The sequence below is a fragment of the Anaerobacillus sp. CMMVII genome, from assembly GCF_025377685.1.
Lineage (GTDB): Bacteria > Bacillota > Bacilli > Bacillales > Anaerobacillaceae > Anaerobacillus.
The window spans coordinates 528,871-548,272 of sequence record NZ_JACEHK010000002.1; the positions used below are offsets into that span (position 1 = coordinate 528,871).

16 protein-coding genes and 3 pseudogenes are annotated in these 19,402 nt (G+C 36.9%); 13 read left to right on the forward strand and 6 right to left on the reverse strand.

Annotated features, from left to right (window positions below; translation table 11 throughout):
• The first annotated feature begins 492 nt into the window (after window positions 1–492).
• A complete protein-coding gene (locus H1D32_RS06680) occupies window positions 493–918 on the forward strand; it encodes a hypothetical protein (RefSeq protein ID WP_261177469.1) in 426 nt (141 codons plus the stop codon).
• An 18-nt stretch (window positions 919–936) separates the two neighbouring features.
• Here H1D32_RS06680 and rnhC read toward each other — a convergent pair whose 3' ends face one another.
• Window positions 937–1,881, reverse strand: coding sequence for a ribonuclease HIII (gene rnhC / locus H1D32_RS06685; RefSeq protein WP_314733362.1), 945 nt, complete (start codon window positions 1,879–1,881; stop codon window positions 937–939).
• A gap of 409 nt (window positions 1,882–2,290) precedes the next feature.
• On the opposite strand from rnhC, the gene zapA reads away from it, so the two are divergent.
• The 8 genes and pseudogenes from zapA to H1D32_RS06720 all read left to right on the forward strand — a co-directional run bounded on the left by zapA (window position 2,291) and on the right by H1D32_RS06720 (window position 12,104).
• Window positions 2,291–2,551, forward strand: a complete 261-nt coding sequence (zapA, locus tag H1D32_RS06690; RefSeq protein WP_261177471.1) for a cell division protein ZapA — start codon at window positions 2,291–2,293, stop codon at window positions 2,549–2,551.
• Window positions 2,552–2,554: 3 nt separating this feature from the next.
• A complete protein-coding gene (locus tag H1D32_RS06695) occupies window positions 2,555–3,094 on the forward strand; it encodes a CvpA family protein (RefSeq protein ID WP_261177472.1) in 540 nt (179 codons plus the stop codon).
• A 116-nt stretch (window positions 3,095–3,210) separates the two neighbouring features.
• Complete coding sequence (gene polX / locus H1D32_RS06700; RefSeq protein ID WP_261177473.1) at window positions 3,211–4,926, forward strand: DNA polymerase/3'-5' exonuclease PolX; 1,716 nt, start codon at window positions 3,211–3,213, stop codon at window positions 4,924–4,926.
• 13 nt (window positions 4,927–4,939) lie between these two features.
• The gene (locus H1D32_RS06705; RefSeq protein ID WP_483861124.1) at window positions 4,940–7,069 is read left to right on the forward strand and encodes an endonuclease MutS2; all 2,130 of its coding nucleotides are present in this window, start codon (window positions 4,940–4,942) and stop codon (window positions 7,067–7,069) included.
• A gap of 31 nt (window positions 7,070–7,100) precedes the next feature.
• A pseudogene (locus H1D32_RS25635) lies at window positions 7,101–7,297 on the forward strand (Smr/MutS family protein).
• Window positions 7,298–7,571: 274 nt separating this feature from the next.
• A pseudogene (locus H1D32_RS06710) lies at window positions 7,572–7,984 on the forward strand (DUF350 domain-containing protein).
• 403 nt (window positions 7,985–8,387) lie between these two features.
• Window positions 8,388–10,085: pseudogene (locus tag H1D32_RS06715) on the forward strand (AMP-binding protein).
• A gap of 303 nt (window positions 10,086–10,388) precedes the next feature.
• Window positions 10,389–12,104 (forward strand): AMP-binding protein, encoded by a 1,716-nt coding sequence (locus H1D32_RS06720; protein ID WP_314733363.1) that lies wholly within the window; start codon window positions 10,389–10,391, stop codon window positions 12,102–12,104.
• A gap of 420 nt (window positions 12,105–12,524) precedes the next feature.
• Here the strand turns inward: H1D32_RS06720 and H1D32_RS06725 are convergent, their stop codons facing one another.
• The 5 genes from H1D32_RS06725 to H1D32_RS06740 all read right to left on the reverse strand — a co-directional run bounded on the left by H1D32_RS06725 (window position 12,525) and on the right by H1D32_RS06740 (window position 15,610).
• Window positions 12,525–12,965: a DUF1269 domain-containing protein gene (locus H1D32_RS06725; protein WP_261177475.1), complete on the reverse strand. Its 441-nt coding sequence runs from the start codon at window positions 12,963–12,965 to the stop codon at window positions 12,525–12,527.
• A 117-nt stretch (window positions 12,966–13,082) separates the two neighbouring features.
• Complete coding sequence (locus H1D32_RS06730; protein ID WP_261177476.1) at window positions 13,083–13,544, reverse strand: cytochrome c; 462 nt, start codon at window positions 13,542–13,544, stop codon at window positions 13,083–13,085.
• A gap of 37 nt (window positions 13,545–13,581) precedes the next feature.
• Window positions 13,582–13,686, reverse strand: coding sequence for a hypothetical protein (locus H1D32_RS25300; RefSeq protein ID WP_396126151.1), 105 nt, complete (start codon window positions 13,684–13,686; stop codon window positions 13,582–13,584).
• Complete coding sequence (locus H1D32_RS06735; RefSeq protein WP_261177477.1) at window positions 13,661–13,990, reverse strand: cbb3-type cytochrome c oxidase subunit II; 330 nt, start codon at window positions 13,988–13,990, stop codon at window positions 13,661–13,663. The genes H1D32_RS25300 and H1D32_RS06735 overlap by 26 nt, the downstream gene beginning before the upstream one ends.
• A 225-nt stretch (window positions 13,991–14,215) precedes the next feature.
• Window positions 14,216–15,610 (reverse strand): cbb3-type cytochrome c oxidase subunit I, encoded by a 1,395-nt coding sequence (locus H1D32_RS06740; RefSeq protein ID WP_261177478.1) that lies wholly within the window; start codon window positions 15,608–15,610, stop codon window positions 14,216–14,218.
• Between the two features lie 223 nt (window positions 15,611–15,833).
• On the opposite strand from H1D32_RS06740, the gene H1D32_RS06745 reads away from it, so the two are divergent.
• From H1D32_RS06745 to H1D32_RS06760, 4 genes are all read left to right on the forward strand, one after another.
• The gene (locus H1D32_RS06745; protein WP_483861125.1) at window positions 15,834–16,418 is read left to right on the forward strand and encodes a TetR/AcrR family transcriptional regulator; all 585 of its coding nucleotides are present in this window, start codon (window positions 15,834–15,836) and stop codon (window positions 16,416–16,418) included.
• Between the two features lie 237 nt (window positions 16,419–16,655).
• The gene (locus tag H1D32_RS06750; protein ID WP_261177480.1) at window positions 16,656–17,438 is read left to right on the forward strand and encodes an enoyl-CoA hydratase; all 783 of its coding nucleotides are present in this window, start codon (window positions 16,656–16,658) and stop codon (window positions 17,436–17,438) included.
• 68 nt (window positions 17,439–17,506) lie between these two features.
• Window positions 17,507–18,277 carry an electron transfer flavoprotein subunit beta/FixA family protein gene (locus tag H1D32_RS06755; protein WP_261177481.1) on the forward strand — a complete coding sequence of 257 codons (771 nt, stop codon included), beginning with the start codon at window positions 17,507–17,509 and terminating at the stop codon, window positions 18,275–18,277.
• Between the two features lie 14 nt (window positions 18,278–18,291).
• Window positions 18,292–19,269 carry an electron transfer flavoprotein subunit alpha/FixB family protein gene (locus H1D32_RS06760; RefSeq protein ID WP_261177617.1) on the forward strand — a complete coding sequence of 326 codons (978 nt, stop codon included), beginning with the start codon at window positions 18,292–18,294 and terminating at the stop codon, window positions 19,267–19,269.
• Window positions 19,270–19,402 lie beyond the last annotated feature (133 nt).

Sequence of the window (19,402 nt, forward strand, 5' to 3'; positions counted from 1 at the left end):
GCTGTTGAGAATTTTCAACGGCCTGTTTTTTTATTGCCAGGAAATTATAAGTTTTTTTGCCTGTGGATAAGTTTAATTATAGTAATAGTCTAGCTCCAAGACACATCAATGAAGTTACTTCATTGCAGGTTTTGCGACGAGTAAACGTAGTGACGCAGGAGCACCGCCCAGTTCCAAAGAAAGTTCACTTTCATCGATAAATAAGATAAATATTTGTTGTATCATTAGATAAAGGAAAGTGAACTTTCAAAGCAAAATCAAATTTAGGGTATCACCTCGAGGTCAAATAACCTTGTTCATTAAATGCTGCCTCTGTGGTCCAGTAGGTCCTCGAGGCAAAGCTGCAAGTAGTAACTCTAGAAGTAACGCACGTTGTGAACGAGGTCAGTAGCTTTTGTCGGGGCTAAAATGGGCGCTTGCGCTTTTCTTTAGACCTTTAGAAAAATTGTGGACTTGCCTATTTTTTTGTATATTTATATAGGGGGGATCAAAATGTATTCAATTTCTGGGATTGTACGCTTAAAAAAAGTAGATTATTGTGTTTGGCATGTTGTTTTTCAAATGGATCAGCAGCCACAAGAATATGCAACTGACTTTCTTTATTTATTAAAAGAAAAAAAGTGGGTAATAAATTCTCTTGTTACTCATGAATTATCAAGCTTAATGCAGGGGCATTCTTGTATCTATTGTGGTGAAACAAAAATTGCTTGTTTTGTTGCTAGCAAAGAATTTGAGCTGATTAAGCAAGGAATAATTAATAATCGGCAATTCCTAAGCCAAGTGAGTGCAGATATTGATTTAAAGCCAGAAGAGATTTCCTTAGATCTCCATGTCGTTAATAATAAATCAAAGTGGCAGGAGTTAGCGGAGGAAAATCGTTTTTATGGGAACCTACTGCGCATAAAAAAACGCCAATAAAAAAACTCCTAAAGCTTATCAACGCTTTAGGAGTTTTTTTGCTTTTTCTGTATTAGCAAAATGTACTTTGCAAAATTTTGATAGAGCTTCGAGACCGTGTGTTTCAATCAGCTTTGCAGCAGCTTTATCTACATGTGGTCCCGCCCCTTTAGGTATTTCGAACCCTGCTTCAGCACTTAACTTATCCATCTCCCTGACAAAGGCATATCTAGCAATGATTGAGGCAGCAGCAACTGATAAATGGAGGGATTCAGCTTTTGTTTGAAAGAAAATATTTTGTTCTTGGACTTTTTCTTTTTGATCAGCGATGTAACGATAATAGATACCTCTCTCAACAAACTGGTCAATTAAGATCCCATCATATGGAGTTGCTCCTAGCTTCTTTTTTAAATGCAGTAACGCTTGATTATGTAAGATCGCTTTGATTTTTCCTTGATTCATCCCTTTTGCTTGTAAAGAATTATATTTTTCATTAGGGAGGACGAGAAGGCTATATGGAATTTGTTTAATTAGTTGTTTGGCGATTTTACAGATTTGCTCATCTTTCATTCCTTTGGAATCTTTTACACCTAGTTGAGTAAGTTCTTCAAAATTTTCTTTAGAAACAAAAGAAGCTACAACTGTAATAGGGCCGAAGTAATCACCAGTTCCAACTTCATCTGAGCCTAATAGTGACATATGTGAAAATTGAGTTTTGTTACTAGGAGTGTTTTCTTTCGTTGCCTTTTTTATAACTGTGGGCTGGACTTCATTCTTTGAGAATTTCTCCCAAATTTTTGCTTCCGCTTCGTGGTTCGCACCTTGAAATAGTACTTTGCCCGATTTGTAAGCAGTAACAGAGCAATTCATAGGTTTAGCAGAAAAAATTGCCCCCGGCGGTAACTTTGTCGCTAATTCATCTTGATAAAATTGCTTCATTTTTTCAATAACCTTACTATCTAGTAATAACACCCGCTGAGACAATATGAAAACCCCTTTTTTAGTGTAGAGTGTAAAGTGTAGAGTGTAGAGTGTAGAGTTGCTCTAGTAGTGCTTCGAAGCACCGCTCACAAACACTCTAAACTCTACACTTTAAACTATAAACTTTTTCCAAATCTTTCTCAATTGTCATTCGATATATTTCCAATCTGGTCTGTTCGTGTTATGATAGAACGTAGGTTTTTTGTTATGATAAATACATATGTTAATGGAAAAGGGATTGCATTTTTTAACAAATGAAGTAGGAGACTTGGCCGTCTAGTACCGGGCGTCAACTATTCTAGTTGGAGATGTTTACTCATGCTGGCAGGTAAAAAGCAAAGCTTTTTACTAGGAGAAAATTTGCTTGTTGAAGCGAGCAGGCGCTCTCGCTTTTCTTTTAAGGAGGCTCGTTGTGGGAGAAGAAGTAGGTAAACGGCGAACAACAGTAAAGATTAATGGTCAAAACTATGTTATTGCTGGTAAAGCTGATGTAAGCCATATCCATGAAGTGGCTAATTTTGTTGATCAAAAAATGAAAGAAATGCGAAGAATAAACCCTTATTTAGATAAAACTCAGCTTGCAGTATTAACAGCGGTAAATATTAGCGACGAATTTTTACGGTTAAAAAAACAAATAGGACAAGAAAGTAAAAAGAAAGATGGGGAAAACTAAAACATGCTAAGCTTATTGTTATTAATTCTTTTGATTACTGGCTTCCTAGTGGGATTCCGGAGAGGTTTCATTTTACAATTAATTCATTTAACAGGTTTTATTGTTGCTTTTTTTGTAGCTTACAAATATTCCGGAGATTTGGCAAAACATATTCGACTTTGGATTCCGTATCCTCAGTTTCCGCCTGATAGTACGGCGTTTATGGTAATTGAAGCATTTAATTTTGAGCACGTGTATTATAGCGGAATTGCTTTTGCAATCTTATTTTTTGCAACAAAAATTGCCATGCAAATTATTGGATCAATGTTTGACTTTTTAGCTCACTTACCGATCTTAAACATTATAAATGGGTGGCTCGGTGGAGTTCTTTGTTTTTTAGAAACACTACTTATTTTAGTTGTTATTTTACATATAGCAGCTTTATTACCAATTGAATTGGTTCAAGATCTACTCAAGGACTCTAGTTTAGCAAAATTAATCTTAGATTATACGCCAATTTTATCGAATCAAATAAAAGACTTATGGATTGAAAATAGATTTTAAACATGGAGAGGGACTGACACTTTGTACGAAGTCAGTCCCTTCAATTGTAAATAAGTTGATTTGTCCTATCTAAACTAGTTATCATATGGGTGAGAAGCGAAAGAAGGGATTAGAACATGAATAAAAAACAAGTCATTCAAACGTTAGAAATGATTGCAATATATATGGAAATTAAGGGTGAGAATAGTTTTAAGGTGTCTGCTTACCGAAAAGCAGCACAAGCATTGGAAATGGATGAAAGAACGTTAGATCAAATTGAAGATGTATCAAAGCTAAAAGGTATTGGTAAAGGCACTGCTACAGTTATAGAGGATTTAAGATCTGAGGGTACTTCAAAGCTATTAGCAGAATTAAAAGCTGAGCTTCCAAGTGGGCTAATTCCCCTTTTAAAACTCCCTGGACTGGGTGGAAAGAAGATTGGCAAGCTATATCAAGAGCTCGGGATCACAGATATTACCTCACTAAAACAGGCGTGTCTAGAAGAAAAAGTGCAAGTACTCTCAGGTTTTGGAAAGAAAACGGAAGAAAAGATATTATCGGCTATCGAGGAATTTGGTAAGCAACCAGATCGACTCCCTATTTACTTAGTGTTACCAGTAGCTGAAAAGGTGGAAGAAAATCTTTCGAAAATGAAAGGAATTAGTCGTTTTTCAAGAGCCGGTAGTTTACGAAGATTAAGGGAAACTGTTAAAGACTTAGATTATATTATTGCCACTAGTGAACCACAGATAGTAAAAGAAGAACTTCTAAAATTTCAAAATGTAGGTGAAGTAATTGCAAGTGGTGACACAAAAATTTCATTGCAACTAAACTTTGAGGATTTCCGCATATCTGTTGATTTTCGCTTAGTAAAAGACGAGGAATTTTCCACAGCATTGCATCATTTTACTGGTTCAAAGGATCACAATGTACAAATGAGACAACTTGCAAAAGATCGTGGCGAAAAGATTAGTGAGTATGGAGTGGAGAATGTCGAGACTGGTGAAGTCATTACGTTTGCTACAGAAGAACAATTTTTTAATCATTTTGGGCTTCAATTTATTCCACCTGAAGTACGTGAAGGTGATGGTGAAATTGAAGCCTGGAAACAGCCGCACGAGTTAATCTCGTTAAAGGATATCCATGGCGATCTTCATATGCACTCAACCTGGAGTGATGGGGCCAACTCTATTGAAGAAATGGCTATTAGAGCAAAAGAAAAAGGATATTCTTATATTGCAATTACTGATCACTCGAAATTTTTAAAAGTTGCTAATGGTCTTACCGAAGCTAGATTAAAAGCCCAAAGAGAAGAAATTAAAAAGTTAAATGAAAAGTTTGATGACTTCACGATTTTAACTGGTGTAGAGATGGATATTTTGCCTGATGGAACATTAGATTATGAGGATGAATTCATTGAGGATATTGACTTTGTCATTGCTTCCATTCATTCTTCTTTCTCTCAGGACCGTGAGACGATCATGCAGAGATTAACGACAGCGTTAAAAAATCATCATGTTGATTTAATTGCCCATCCTACAGGAAGGATTATTGGTAGGAGGGAAGGCTATGATGTCGACCTTGACCTACTTTTAGACTTAGCTAAAGAAACAAATACAGCCTTAGAATTAAATGCAAACCCTCATCGTCTAGACTTGTCAGCACATTGGGTTAAAAAAGCGCAAGAAAAAGGCGTTAAAATAATGATTAATACAGATGCACATAATCTTGAGATGCTAGAACATATGGAAATAGGAGTGGCAAGCGCAAGAAAAGGTTGGCTAAAAAAAGAAACAGTCATCAATAGTGGAGACCTTCAGGATATTATAAAATACTTAAATAGAAATAAGTAAGGAGTTGGAGCAGTTGTTACAACAGCGCGTATGTCGTCTCCTCGAGTACGATAAAATGAAAGAGCAGCTACTAGAACATGTAAGCTCATCTCTCGGCCGTCGAAAAGTAGAAGAGTTGAATCCGATGATAGAGATTGAAGAAATCCAGTATGGACAAAATTCAACCTTTGAAGGAGCAAAAGTATTACGTTTAAAAGGACAGGTTCCCTTAGGAGGAATTAGAGATATCATTGCTAGTACCAAACGTGCCCAAATAGGTGGGATGCTTAATGAAATGGAACTTCTAGATATCGCAAATACGATTTATGGCGGTCGTAGGTTGAAGAAATTTATCGAGGATATGGTTGAAGATGAGGTGGAATTACCTATTTTGGCTAACCTAGTAGCTACAATTACACCTTTAACTGACTTAGAACGAGAAATCAAAATGTGTATTGATGACCATGGACATGTTCTCGACTCAGCGAGTCCCGCGCTGAGGACGATCCGTCACCAGATAAAAAGTCATGAAGCATCTATTCGGTCAAAGCTCGAAAGTTTAATTAGATCTTCTAGTAATCAAAAAATGCTATCAGATTCAATCATCACTATTAGAAATGACCGTTATGTCATACCTGTTAAACAAGAATACCGTAATAATTTTGGCGGATTAATCCACGATCAATCAGCATCAGGAGCAACACTTTTTATCGAACCCCAAGCTGTAGTGGCTATAAATAATCAATTACGAGAGGTTCGAGTTAAAGAAAAGCAAGAAATCGAAAAGATATTACATCAGCTTTCTGCGAATGTGTCAGAAGTTAGTGATGAACTAATTCAAAACGTCCGCTCATTAGCAGAAATTGATTTTATATTTGCAAAGGCATTATATGCAAAGTCAATGAAAGCGACTCAGCCGAAACTAAATGATATTGGGTTTATCAATATGAAAAAAGCTCGTCATCCACTAATTGCTCATAACGAGGTTGTTCCTATTGATTTAGAACTTGGAAAAACATACAGCTCTATTGTAATAACAGGTCCAAATACAGGGGGGAAAACTGTAACTTTAAAAACAACGGGGTTGCTAACGTTAATGATGCAGTCTGGATTGCATGTTCCTGTTGATGAAGGCTCGGAAATGGCTGTATTCAAATCTATCTTTGCAGATATTGGTGACGAACAGTCGATCGAACAAAACCTAAGTACTTTCTCCTCTCATATGGTAAATATTATTGATATTTTAGATCGTGTAGATCATGAGAGCTTAGTTTTGTTTGACGAGCTTGGAGCGGGAACAGATCCAACAGAAGGTGCGGCTTTGGCTATAGCTATTTTAGATGATGTCTATCAACGTGGTGCTAGAATCGTTGCTACTACCCATTATAGTGAATTAAAAGCATATGCTTACAATCGCCCCGGAGCAATTAATGCAAGTGTTGAATTTAATGTCGAGACATTAAGTCCAACATATCGATTACTCATCGGTGTACCGGGTCGAAGTAACGCCTTTGCGATCTCGAAACGGTTAGGCTTAAATAATGACATCATTGAAAAGGCAAAAGCGCAAATTTCTACAGAAACGAATAAAGTGGAAAATATGATATCCTCTCTTGAGACCAGTCAAAAATTGGCTGAAAAGGAAATAGAAGAAGCCGTAAGAATTCGTGAAGAAGCAGAAGCTTTACGTAAAGAATTAGCAGATAAGTTTGCTCAGTTTGAGTTTGAACGAGAAAAACTGATTGAGGAAGCTGAAAGGAAAGCTTTAGAAGCTGTGGAAACGGCAAAGGAAGAAGCCGATTCATTTATTGAAGAATTAAGAGAGCTTCAGAAAGAAGCAACAATCGTTAAAGAGCATCAATTGATCGATGCAAAGAAGCGTTTAGAAGAAGCAGCTCCAAAATTAAAAGAAAAGAAGAAAAAAGCAGTAGTTAAAAATATCATTAAAGAAACTGTGCCCGGTGATGAGGTCAAAGTCATTAGTTTCAACCAAAAGGGGCATATTGTTGAAAAATTATCGGATAAAGAATTTCAGGTTCAAATGGGGATTATGAAAATGAAGGTTACAATCGATGATATTCAATTGATAGATCGTCCAAACCTATCGAGCAAAAGCCAATGGGCAACTGTTCGAGGATCCTCCCACCATGTAAACCTGAATTAAGATTCTACGTGGTGAGCGCTTTGAAGATGCTATGCTTAAGGTTGAAAAGTATTTAGATGATGCTTTACTTGCCGGTTACAGTCAAGTTTCTATCATTCATGGAAAAGGAACGGGTGCCTTAAGAAAAGGTGTACTACAGCTTTTAAAACACATCCTCACGTAAAAGGATCAAAAATGGCTGGAATGAATGAGGGTGGACTTGGCAATACCATTGTAGAATTTAAATAAGACTTTAGTAAAGGCTCTTTTCGCAAACATTGTGGCTTTATGGACAATAAATCAATAAATCATCCATATTTCTGCGTTAACAACCTACGAATGTTGGAAAAGATGCCCCGAGACATAGAGATATCTTGTCGTCAGCTATTTTAAGAGCAATAATTTTTGAGAAACAACCTTATTAAAATTGAAGAATACGCTAAGGTAAGCTAGCAATAGTACCGAAGAAGATAGAAGAGGGTTATTGCTGTTTTCCGTTACGTTTCTAGGGGAGCTGAGAAACATGGATCGCTTGTTTGAGATTGACTTTGTATATACAGCAGCGTCATATAGTGTGGTAGTTTTAGCAAACAGTTGTTTTTTTAGCGATATTTGAAACTGTAACAAAATATCGAAATTGGGAAGAAATAAAAAAGGGGAATGTATCGGTTGCTTTAGCAACCGGGGGGGAAAATATTCGGAGTAGCTAACATCTTCCGATTTTCTATTCAACATAATGACTCAATTTATTAACGATGTTAATGTGGGGGATCCTATGGATTTGCATTGCTGTTGTTCGGTTATTTTATTTTTTGAATTCTTAACACCGAACTTTAAAGTAGACGAAGAAATTTCCAAAGATAATCGAGCGGTTGCTTATTGTCGTTTATCATATCGATTGGACTTTCCTTTGTCATTGGTGGCAGGGATTATTAAGTAGTTTTGAGTGATGAGTTTGTATTAACATAGCTTTGAAGCATTACTTTAATAACTCAAAACTCAAAACTCTAGTAAGGAAATGGAGAGAAAGCCGTTGGAAACACTTTGGAAGGTTTGTTCGTTTTTTGTGGGATATTTATGATTGCTGGAATAGTTTATTTACTTTTTATTGCCTAGCTGTATTAAGTCTGAGGTTTAGACTCGTTCAAGTCTACCTCTTTTTTTGTCCAGTAAAAAATTCAAAATATTATAAAAATATGTTTATTTTGAAATCGTTTACATTACAATAGGAATGAGGAGAATGCCGTCCTGTATTGTAGAGAGTACAGGGGCGTTTATGAACGTGTTTGTTTCTTTGGAAAGGAGATGAAAATAAAGGGGGAGATTAAAAGTGGAGACGATTGTTTCTCGTCCATGGTTCGCTCATTATCCAGAAGAAATTCCAACAACTTTGAACTATGAGGTTAGAACGCTGCAAAGTTATTTAAGGGAAGCGGCAGAAAAGTATCCTGAAAAAAGTGCAATCCACTTTATTGGTAAAGAGCTTACGTATCAAGAGCTTTATGAGTCTTCCTTGAAACTTGCCGACCAGCTTCAAAAGTTAGGCGTGAGAAAGGGAGATAGGGTAGCGATAATGCTAGCTAATACACCACAAGCGGTGATTAGTTACTATTGGTGCTTTGTTTGCCGGAGCTATTGTTGTGCAAACGAATCCACTTTACGTCAGAGAGGGAGAGTTGAAACATCAGTTAAATGACTCTGGGGCAGAGATTATGATTTGTCTAGATATTGTTATCCGACGAGTTGCCAATGTTATTAATAAAACAAAACTCAGGACTGTAATTGTCACACGGCATTAAGGACTATTTACCGTTATCCTAAAAATTTAATTTACCCATTTATTCAAAAGAAAAAAACGGGTATTAAGGTTGATATTCGTTAGCAATGATCGGATTTTAAATTTATGAAAGTTTTAGAAAAAGGTGTAGCTAAAGAGCCTGAGATTAACATTGATCCTAAGAGGATTTGGCTTTACTTCAATATACGGGTGGAACCACAGGTCCTGCTAAGGGAGTAATGTTAACACACATAATCTAGTAGCAAATACGAGTCAGTGTGTTTATTTGGATGTATAGTCAAAAAAAGGGGAAGAACGAATTTTAGCAGCATTACCGTTTTTCCACGTCTATGGCATGACGGTTGTTATGAACCTATCTATTATGTATTATTCAAAAATGATCATTTTACCAAAGTTTGATCCACTTGACGTATTAAAAACAATTGAGAAACAAAAGGTAACTATTTTTCCAGGGGCACCTACGATGTATATCGCTCTCTTAAATCATCCACAAATAAAAGAGTTCGATTTGTCTTCGATTGAAGCTTGTTGAGTGGTTCTGCTGCTTTACCATTGGAAGTTCAGACTAAATTCGAAGAGTTATCAGGCGGAAAGTTAGTTGAGGGGTATGGGCTAACGGAAACCTCACCAGTTGTAATAGCAAACTTCTTATGGGGGAAGCGAAAGAATGGGAGTATTGGTGTTCCATGGCCGGATACAGAAGCTGCTATTTTTTCAGTTGAAACTGGAGAAGTTGCTGCGCCAAATGAAATTGGTGAAGTAATGGTCAAAGGTCCTCAGATAATGAAAGGCTATTGGCGTCGTCCTGAGGATACACAGGCCACCTTTAAGGATGATTGGTTTTTGACAGGTGACATGGGGTATATGGATGAAGAAGGGTATTTTTATATTGTCGATCGAAAGAAAGACATGATTATTGCAGGTGGATTTAATATCTATCCAAGGGAGATTGAAGAAGTTCTATACGAACACGAAAAGGTACAGGAAGCTTGTATTGTGGGTGTTCCAGATGCCTATCGAGGTGAAACTGTTAAAGCTTTTATTGTACCTAAAGAAGGACAAAAACTTACGGAAGACGAGTTAGATCAATTCTGTCGTAAGCATTTAGCTGCTTTTAAGGTTCCAAAATTATACGAGTTTCGTGAGGAGTTACCAAAAACAATGATAGGTAAAATTCTCCGTCGTGTGCTAGTAGAGGAAGAAAAGAAAAAGTTAGAAAATCAAAGTTTAGAAAAATAAATTGAAGCCCTTCCTTTTGTGAAGGGCTTTTTCCAGTTCCAGATAACTTGTGATTATTTTCACTAAAACAATATGTCAACGGATAAATAAGTACACTTTTCACTATAATAAAAAAATTAAAAATTTTGTAACAAATTACTTTATTATTGTAATCGTTTTCATTACAATAGAGGATGAGGAGAATGTTTTTTTACAATATTATCAAGATGATAGTATTCTGAAAAACTAACATCTTAACTTTAGAGAGGGTTAATCGTTAGTTTTTCAACTAGAAAGAGGGGTAAACAAGGAGGACAAAGAAAAATGGAATTGTCGTCTCAAAAACCATGGTTTCAAAATTATCCTACGGAAATACCTTTCTCAATTAACTACGAAGAAAGAACGCTTCAAAGCTATTTAAAGGAAGCAAGGGAGAAGCATCCTAACAAAATAGCACTTCACTTTCTTGGTAAAGAGCTTACATATCTTGAGCTCTACAATTCTGCTTTGAGGTTTGCAAATCAGCTAAAGACATTAGGAATTCAAAAAGGGGATAGAGTTGCAATTATGCTTGCAAATAGTCCTCAATCTGTCATTAGCTACTATGGTGCATTAATGGCGGGGGCTATTATTGTACAAACAAATCCTCTTTACGTAGAAAGAGAGCTAGAACATCAAATGGTTGATTCAGGTGCTAAAATTATGATCTGTCTAGACCTCGTTTATCAAAGAGTGAAGAAAGTACGACCAAAAACAAACCTTGAACACGTCATTGTCACTGGCATAAAGGACTACTTACCTTTTCCGAAAAATCTCATTTATCCATTTATTCAAAAGAAGAACACAGGTATTACGATTAATGTAGATTATGGTGATACTGTGCATTCTTTTATAAAGCTTTTAAGAAAGGGAGAAGCAAAGGAAATTGAGATTAACTTTGATGTGAAAGAGGACCTTGCTTTACTTCAATACACAGGGGGAACCACTGGTGTTGCAAAAGGTGTAATGTTAAGTCATTACAATCTAGTTGCAAACACAACCCAAGCAATTAAGTGGATGTATAAAATGACCCCAGGGAATGAAGTAATCTTGTGTGCATTACCGTTTTTCCATGTCTATGGAATGACGGTAGGAATGAACTATTCTATTATGCATAAGTCTAAAATGGTCATTGTTCCAAAATTTGATACAAAACAAATTTTAAAAGCCATTCAATCCCAAAAAGTTACCATGTTTCCAGGAGCTCCAACAATGTATATAGGCTTAATTAATGATCCGGATATTGAAAACTATGATTTATCTTCAATTGAGGTATGTATTAGCGGCTCAGCTCCATTGCCAGTTGAAGTTCAGCAGAAATTTGAACAATTGACAGGAGGGAAGTTATCTGAAGGTTTCGGTTTGACAGAAGCAGCACCAGTTACCCACTTTAATCAAATGTGGGGAAAACGCCCTAGTGGTAGCATTGGGTTTCCTTGGCCTGACACAGATGCGGTAATATTATATGCCGAAACTGGTGAAGCAGCTTCGCCAGGTCAAATCGGTGAATTATTGATCAAAGGTCCTCAGGTAATGAAGGGTTACTGGAACAGACCTGAAGATACGTATGCAACTCTTCAGGATGGATGGCTATATACCGGAGATATGGGCTATATGGATGAAGATGGTTATTTTTATATTGTTGACCGTAAAAAAGATATGATAATTGCAGGTGGTTTCAATATTTACCCACGGGAAATTGAGGAAGTTTTATACGAGCATGAAAGTATTCAGGAAGCTGTCATTGTAGGTGTTCCCGATCCTTATCGTGGAGAAACAGTAAAAGCATATGTTGTCTTAAAAGATAATCATGAACTGACAGAAAAAGAATTAAATTCTTACTGTCGTAAGCATTTATCCGCATATAAAGTACCTCGGGTATATGAATTTAGAAAAGAACTACCAAAGACAATGGTCGGAAAGGTTCTTCGTCGAGCATTATTAGAAGAAGAACAAAAAAAGCTTGAACATGCAACAAAGGAAGAGGTCAAAAGTAGTTAATAAAGGTTAAACCTTGTTGATACAACAAAGGCTTTTCGTAATCATTGTGGCTTTATGGGCAATAATTATAAAATATCATGTCGTTACTAGCTATTTTATGAGCAACAATCTTTGAGAAAACAGCCTACACAAAGAAGCAAAAAGGTTACGTAGACCTTTTTGCTTCTTTCCTTTAAAAGATAAGAAACTATAAAATTTCACGTAATAAATGTCCAGCGGAAGCCACCTGGCCCCTCGAGGCCACAACATGTATTCACTTAAACACTGCCTCTGTGGTGCAGGGAAAAAGTAAACTTTTTCCTAGGGCGCTTTTGCTTTTCCTAACAAAGTACAAGACTTTGTTATTGATTACGAATTAAGTCTACTCAAACGTATCATCAACAATTGGCTCGTCAGTTATATAGTCCGCACCATAATGTTTTAAAGTTGTAAGATTTGATCGTAATGTTCTCGAGAAGCAGCTTCAATCGTTAAGACAATCGCTCCTCCCTGAACATGTTTTTCAATTTCCTCAGCTTCATATTTATTTATACCAAGATCCATAAATCCACCAATTAACCCACCAGTTGTTGCCCCGGCTAGAGCTGCATAAATAGGTCCTGCAGCAAGTAAAATACCTAAGCCAGGGAATGCAAGTAAACTTAGTCCAGTTAATGCTCCACCTATTCCCCCTAAAGCACCACCAATTAAGATACCATTCAGTGGTGTATCACTACTCATATCATCACCTTCAGCCCGAGTAGGGTCTTGTCTGTGAATAAAGGAAATATCGTCTCGAGGGACAAATTTTAATAATGAATGAAAAGCTTCTTCGGCATTGTGTAAATTATAAAATGTTGCAATTATATGAGGCCTTCCCATGATGTAACCTCCTTTTGAAATAAGTGTAGATTTTAGAGTGTAGAGAATTCAGTTACGTAAGAGAATGCTTCGAAGCATTGCGACAATAACTCTAGACTTTAAACTCTCAACTCTCAACTATAAAGTTGAAATATACTCCTTAACTGCTTTAATTTGTTCGGTATTTAATCCAAGAACGGGTAATGAGGGCATTGTTCCGATACCGTTAAGTAAGATTTTTTGAAGTTCCTCCTCGTTATACCTTTGGCTCACACCCTGCATGCCTGGTCCTATTTTATATTCGTCAGTTACATTGTGACAGCCAAAGCAGCTTTGGGAAAATATTGTTTCACCGTCGGCAGCAACTTCAGATACTTGATTAAGAGGGACTGCTAAAATTAAATAACCAAATGCCCAAACTGCTAAAAAGATATAAGTGATAACAAGGAAGCGTGGAACTTTCGCATTCCCCATCCGAATCTCATCGGCCATGTCCTCTACTTGGGGAGTTGGTGGTTCATCCACTGGAGCACCATGTTCAGTTTTTGGGTGTTTTTCCTCAGAAGTTTGCGAGTGATCATCATTATTCTTAGTATCCAAACCTCTACACCTCACTTTCGAATTTTTGCGATTGTGTTCAGTTTACCGGCCTACCTTCTGTTTGTGGGGAAGGTTTTAAACTCATTAGATAAGCAATTAAGTCTTCCAGGTCTTGTTCACTCAAATAATCGTACCTCGGCATTATGCTTCCGGGTAAGATCTTTTGTGGATTTTTTTAAGTGTTCACGATGCCAATCAGCATTCCAACGATTTCCCACCCACATTAAGTCAGCACCTGTTCGTTTTGATCCCAACATTGCAGGAGCCTCATAATAATAATCTGCTGGTTGTGAAATTGGACCAAGAGCACTGTCGGCAAGCACAGGTCGTACAAACATGGTATGACAAACATGACAGCCTTCGCGAATATAAACTTCACGGCCGCGATATTCAGCAGAATCAAAAGCATAATTTCGTAATTCTGCGTTCTCGTTTGGTACTTGCATTTGGTCATCATAAAAGGCAAGTAAGCAGTACCAAAAACCCCAATTAAAATAAAACAGACGCACCTATGATATAAGTTAACATTGACCTCTCGTTTGCAAATCCTCCCATTCCTTCACCTCCACTTTTTTAGTGTAGAGTGCAGAGTTCAAAGTGTAGAGTTGTACAAGTGGTGCTACGAAGCAACTACCTAAAAACTCAAACTCAAAACTCAAAACTCAAAACTGTTACGCTGTGCTCTCATTCGTATTTTGTGAGCCTTTTGATAATCGGATCGTCTTATATATGTTCACGATAAAAAATATTTGAGCGCCAAACATTAAGGTTCCACCGATTGCTCTTATCCAAAAGAAAGGCCTCATGGCAACTAACATTTCCACAAACTGTAATCCATATTGGGCACCTTCAATCCAGGCAAAGCCCTCAAAAACACCAGCCGTCCAAGTGCTAAACGTGAAGAGCAGAAGTCCGATGGTTGATAACCAATAATGTGTTTCCATTAATCTTTGTGAGTAAATATTTTGATAAGTAATTTTCGGAATAGTATAGTACATCATCGCAAATGCGACATATGAAAATGCACCGAAAACAGGTAAGTGAGCATGCCCTGGTACCCAGTCGGTAAATTTGACGATAGAACTTGGCCCTTGTAAAGATTGGAACGGGCCTTGAAGACAGGTAATTAAATAGAAAATCGCTCCAGAAACTAGAAATTTTAGTGGAGTATTATGGGCGACAACATGCCACTTTCCTTTCATTGTTCCAAATACATTAGCTAATACAGCCCACACAGGAATGATTAATAGTACAGATGGAATAATTCCAGCTTTCATTAACCAAAGAGGGATAGGCCCGTTTTGGAGATGGTGAGGACCATTCCATACATAAAAAGTTGCAATTGTCCAAAAGCCAATTAAAGATAAACGGTGACTATATAATGGATTTTTCGAAAGATAGGGTAATAGATAGTATATTAATCCGACACCAACTGTTGTAAACCAAAGCCCGATGACATTATGACCATAGAACCAAAATATTAAAAACTGTGGTACACCAGACAAGAGTTTATAGGGTAAGTTTCCTATAATATACAAGCCGGGCAACCAGATAAGAGAGCCCATAAAGTACCATAGACTCACATATAATTGTTTTTCGTTGCGTTGAGCAATGGTTGTAAAGCAAATTAACGCTAAGGTGACCACTCCTAAAACGACGAGAATATCGATCCATAACGGCCATTCAGCATATTCAGCAACTGTCGTGTATCCTAGTGTCAAGGCAATAGAACCCACAATGATGATAAAGTTCCATGCATAAGCTAAATAGACTGCCAATTTTGGAAAAGCGAGTTGATTTCTACATAGTTTCGGGATAACATAAAATAGAGCAGCAATATTGGCCATTGATAACCAACCAAACAGTAACATATTTGTGTGAATTGGCCGTATTCTGCCAAATTGCAGGTAAACTTGTAAGGGTCCCCAGACCAAGAAATTTGGCCAAATAAATTTTAATGCTAATATAAGGCCGTATAGCATACCAACAACGAGCCATACGAGGGACGAATAGAAAAATATTTTTGTTGGTCTATATATATCGTTGGTAGCTTGTTGTGTGGTCATAAATCCCACTCCTTTTGAAAATGAATGTACATTGAAACTTGTAATAAAAAGTTGATCGACAATACCCTTACTATTTCCAAAAGTTTTTTCCTTATTCTCCAAAAATTTCATATTCATCAAGCACTTATTTCTTTAAGGTGATTGACATTAGGAGCCACTTCGACTAAAATTGAATTATGAATGAATGGTCATTCATTATTTTTATAGAAGGTGGGGAAAAACTTTGGCTAAGCGTAGAGGGCAAAAATATGACCAGATCATTGAAGCGGCAGTAAAGGTTATCGCCCAAAATGGCTATCATCACTCACAAGTCTCAAAAATAGCCAAAGAAGCAGGGGTGGCCGATGGGACGATCTATTTGTACTTTAAAAACAAAGAGGATATTCTCGTTTCTTTATTCCAAGAAAAAATGGGTAAATTTATTCAAAAGATTGAAGATGAATTAGCAGGAGAATCTTCAATTGAGGAGAAATTATTATTATTAATAACTATGCACCTCCAACAATTACAAGCTGACCACTCATTAGCAATCGTTACTCAACTAGAGTTACGTCAATCTAACATTGAGTTGCGAAACCGCATAAATGAAGTATTAAGAGGTTATTTAAAGCTGATTGATACGATCATTTTACTTGGAATTAAAGAAGGAATTTTTTCAGAAGAGATAGACGTTCGAATTGCAAGACAAATGATCTTTGGTACGATTGATGAAGTTGTCACGAACTGGGTCATGAAAGAACATAAGTATAATTTAGTTCAGCTTGCAACATTTATTCACACAATGCTTCTAAATGCTTTAAAGAAGTAGACAATGCTCGTTCAGTAGTACTCATATTGTTTTAGGTTAAAAGTTGGTGCAGTTATGTAGTAAATCTGGCGTGCCTTAGTCATAATCCACCAACAAAAACTTAAAATGATTTTTTTTGGAAGTAATTTTCTCAATATTCAATTTTGCTGAATTTGTGCAATAATTATTTTACATTCGTACTACTAGGACTTATAGTTTAATAGAATAAGCATTGAGTAAAACAAAGGAGTGAGTGATGTGTCAAAGTATCAATTTTTCCTTGTTAAACAGGAGGATCGTATTGCAACAGTTACGATTAATCATCCACCTGCGAATGCCCTGTCATCCCCGTTGCTTCGTGAATTATCAACAGTGTTTGATGAACTAGAGAGCAATGAGGAAGTGAAAGTCATTGTTTTACACGGACAAGGTAGATTTTTTGCAGCAGGAGCTGATATCAAAGAATTTACGACTGTGGAGACGGGAGCTGATTTTGCGCAATTAGCAGAGTACGGACAAAAGTTATTTGATCGAATTGAACAATTTAAAAAGCCCGTTATTGCTGCGATCCATGGAGCTGCCCTAGGCGGAGGCTTAGAACTAGCAATGGCTTGTCATATCAGGCTAGTCTCGACAACAACAAAGTTAGGATTACCAGAGTTACAGCTTGGGTTAATTCCAGGTTTTGCTGGTAGTCAAAGGTTACCTCGCTATGTTGGTGTAGCTAAAGCAGCCGAAATGCTCCTAACAAGCGAACCGATATCTGGAAGTGAAGCTGTGTCTTTAGGTTTAGCTAACCATGCATATAACGAAGAAGAATTAATGGAAAGAGCTTATGAGTTAGCGAAAAAGCTAACAAAAAAGAGCGCTGTTTCTATGAAATTAGCTCTAGAGTTACTAACGTATGCGAATAACTATCGTTTTGAAGAAGGAGTAAATAAGGAAGCCGAATTATTTGGAATTGCTTTTGACTCTGAGGATGGTCAAGAAGGGATTAAGGCGTTTATTGAGAAAAGACCACCACAATTTAAGGATAGATAGGCTGTATGCGTGAGATGAAATAAAGTCCTAAGAAAAACATTTACTTAAATTTTAAGGAGGTTAAAGCAATGAATATTTTTGTAGTAATGAAAAGAACCTTCGATACTGAAGAGAAGATTACACTTAGCAATGGTTCCATTAATGAGGATGGGGCAGAATTCATTATTAATCCTTACGATGAATACGCAATTGAGGAAGCGCTCGTTCTCCGTGAGAAGCATGGTGGGGAAGTCACTGTAGTATCCTTTGGTCAAGAAGCCGTTGAAAAAGAAATTCGAACAGCTTTAGCGATGGGTGCAGATAAAGCCATTTTAGTTGACAGCGAAGAGGTTGATGACAAAGATCAATTTACAACTGCAAAGGTATTAGCAACTTTATTAAAGGATAAAGAGGTTGATATTATTTTAGCAGGAAATGTAGCTGTTGATGGTGGTTCAGGGCAAGTAGGCCCAAGAATTGCAGAAGAACTAGAAATTGCTCACGTGACATCTGTTACTAAAATTGAGGTTGAAGGTACTGTTGCAACAATTGAACGCGATGTTGAAGGTGATAAGGAAGTAATTGAAGTGTCACTTCCGGTTCTTGTAACAGCACAACAAGGACTAAATGAGCCAAGATATCCTTCATTACCTGGAATAATGAAAGCTAAGAAAAAACCGTTAGAGCGACTTGAACTAGATGATTTAGATTTAGAGGAAGAAGATGTTGAAGCGAAAACAAAGACGGTTGAAATTTACTTACCGCCTAAAAAAGAAGCAGGTAAAATTCTTACAGGTGAAATAGCTGATCAAGCTAAAGAACTTGTTTCATTATTAAAGACGGAAGCAAAAGTAATTTAACTGGAGGGATTATGATGGCTAGAAAAGTATTAGTTCTTGCTGATGTTCGAGACAATTCATTTCGTAATGTTTCTTTTGAGACCATAGCAGCTGCCAAAAGAATTGTAAATGGCGGGGAAGTTGTAAGTGTTCTTTTAGGTGAAAATGTAAGCGGTTTAACTGGAGAACTCTTTCACTATGGAGCAGATCGAGTGTTGACAGTAGAAAGTAGTAGTTTAAAAGAATACACGTCTGATGCTTATTCCCAAGCCTTATTACAAATTATTGATACTGAGGCACCAGATGCAGTATTTATGGGCCATACAGCGGTAGGTAAAGACCTTGCCCCAAGGATTGCGATGAGAAAACAAGCAGGATTAATTTCAGATGCGATTGATTTAGAAGCAGTCGGTGAAGAAGTAATTTTTACTCGTCCAATATATTCTGGGAAAGCTTTCGAGAAGAAAGTAGTTACAGATGGGATTATCTTAGCAACAATTCGTCCTAACAACATTGCTCCTCTTGCTAAAGACGAGTCACGTACAGGAGAAGTAACTGCTATCTCAGTAGATATAAAAGACCTTCGTACTACGATTAAAGAAATTGTACGTAAAAGTACAGGTGGAGTAGATTTATCTGAAGCAAAAATTGTTATTGCAGGCGGTCGAGGTGTGAAAAGCGAAGAAGGTTTTAAAAAGCTTTATGAATTAGCAGACGTCTTAGGAGCAGCAGTTGGTGCTTCACGTGGTGCATGTGATGCCGAGTATTGTGATTATTCACTACAAATCGGTCAAACAGGTAAGGTTGTAACACCTGACCTATACATTGCCTTGGGTATTTCAGGTGCAATCCAACATGTGGCAGGTATGTCGAACTCCAAATGTATCGTTGCAGTAAACAAAGATCCTGAAGCTACAATTTTTAGCATTGCTGACTATGGTATTGTTGGTGATCTATTTGAAGTATTACCTATTCTAATAGAGGAATTTAAAAAAGAAGTAGTAAGTTCATAATAATTTTAAGCGGGCCTAGAAAAGGCGCGCTTTTCTAATTGTCTCATTTCCCGACATTTGGTAATTTTTGCATCAAATCTAATAAAGTATTTATCATTATGGTACTTAAATCTTACAAAAGGTTGAGAGCTAA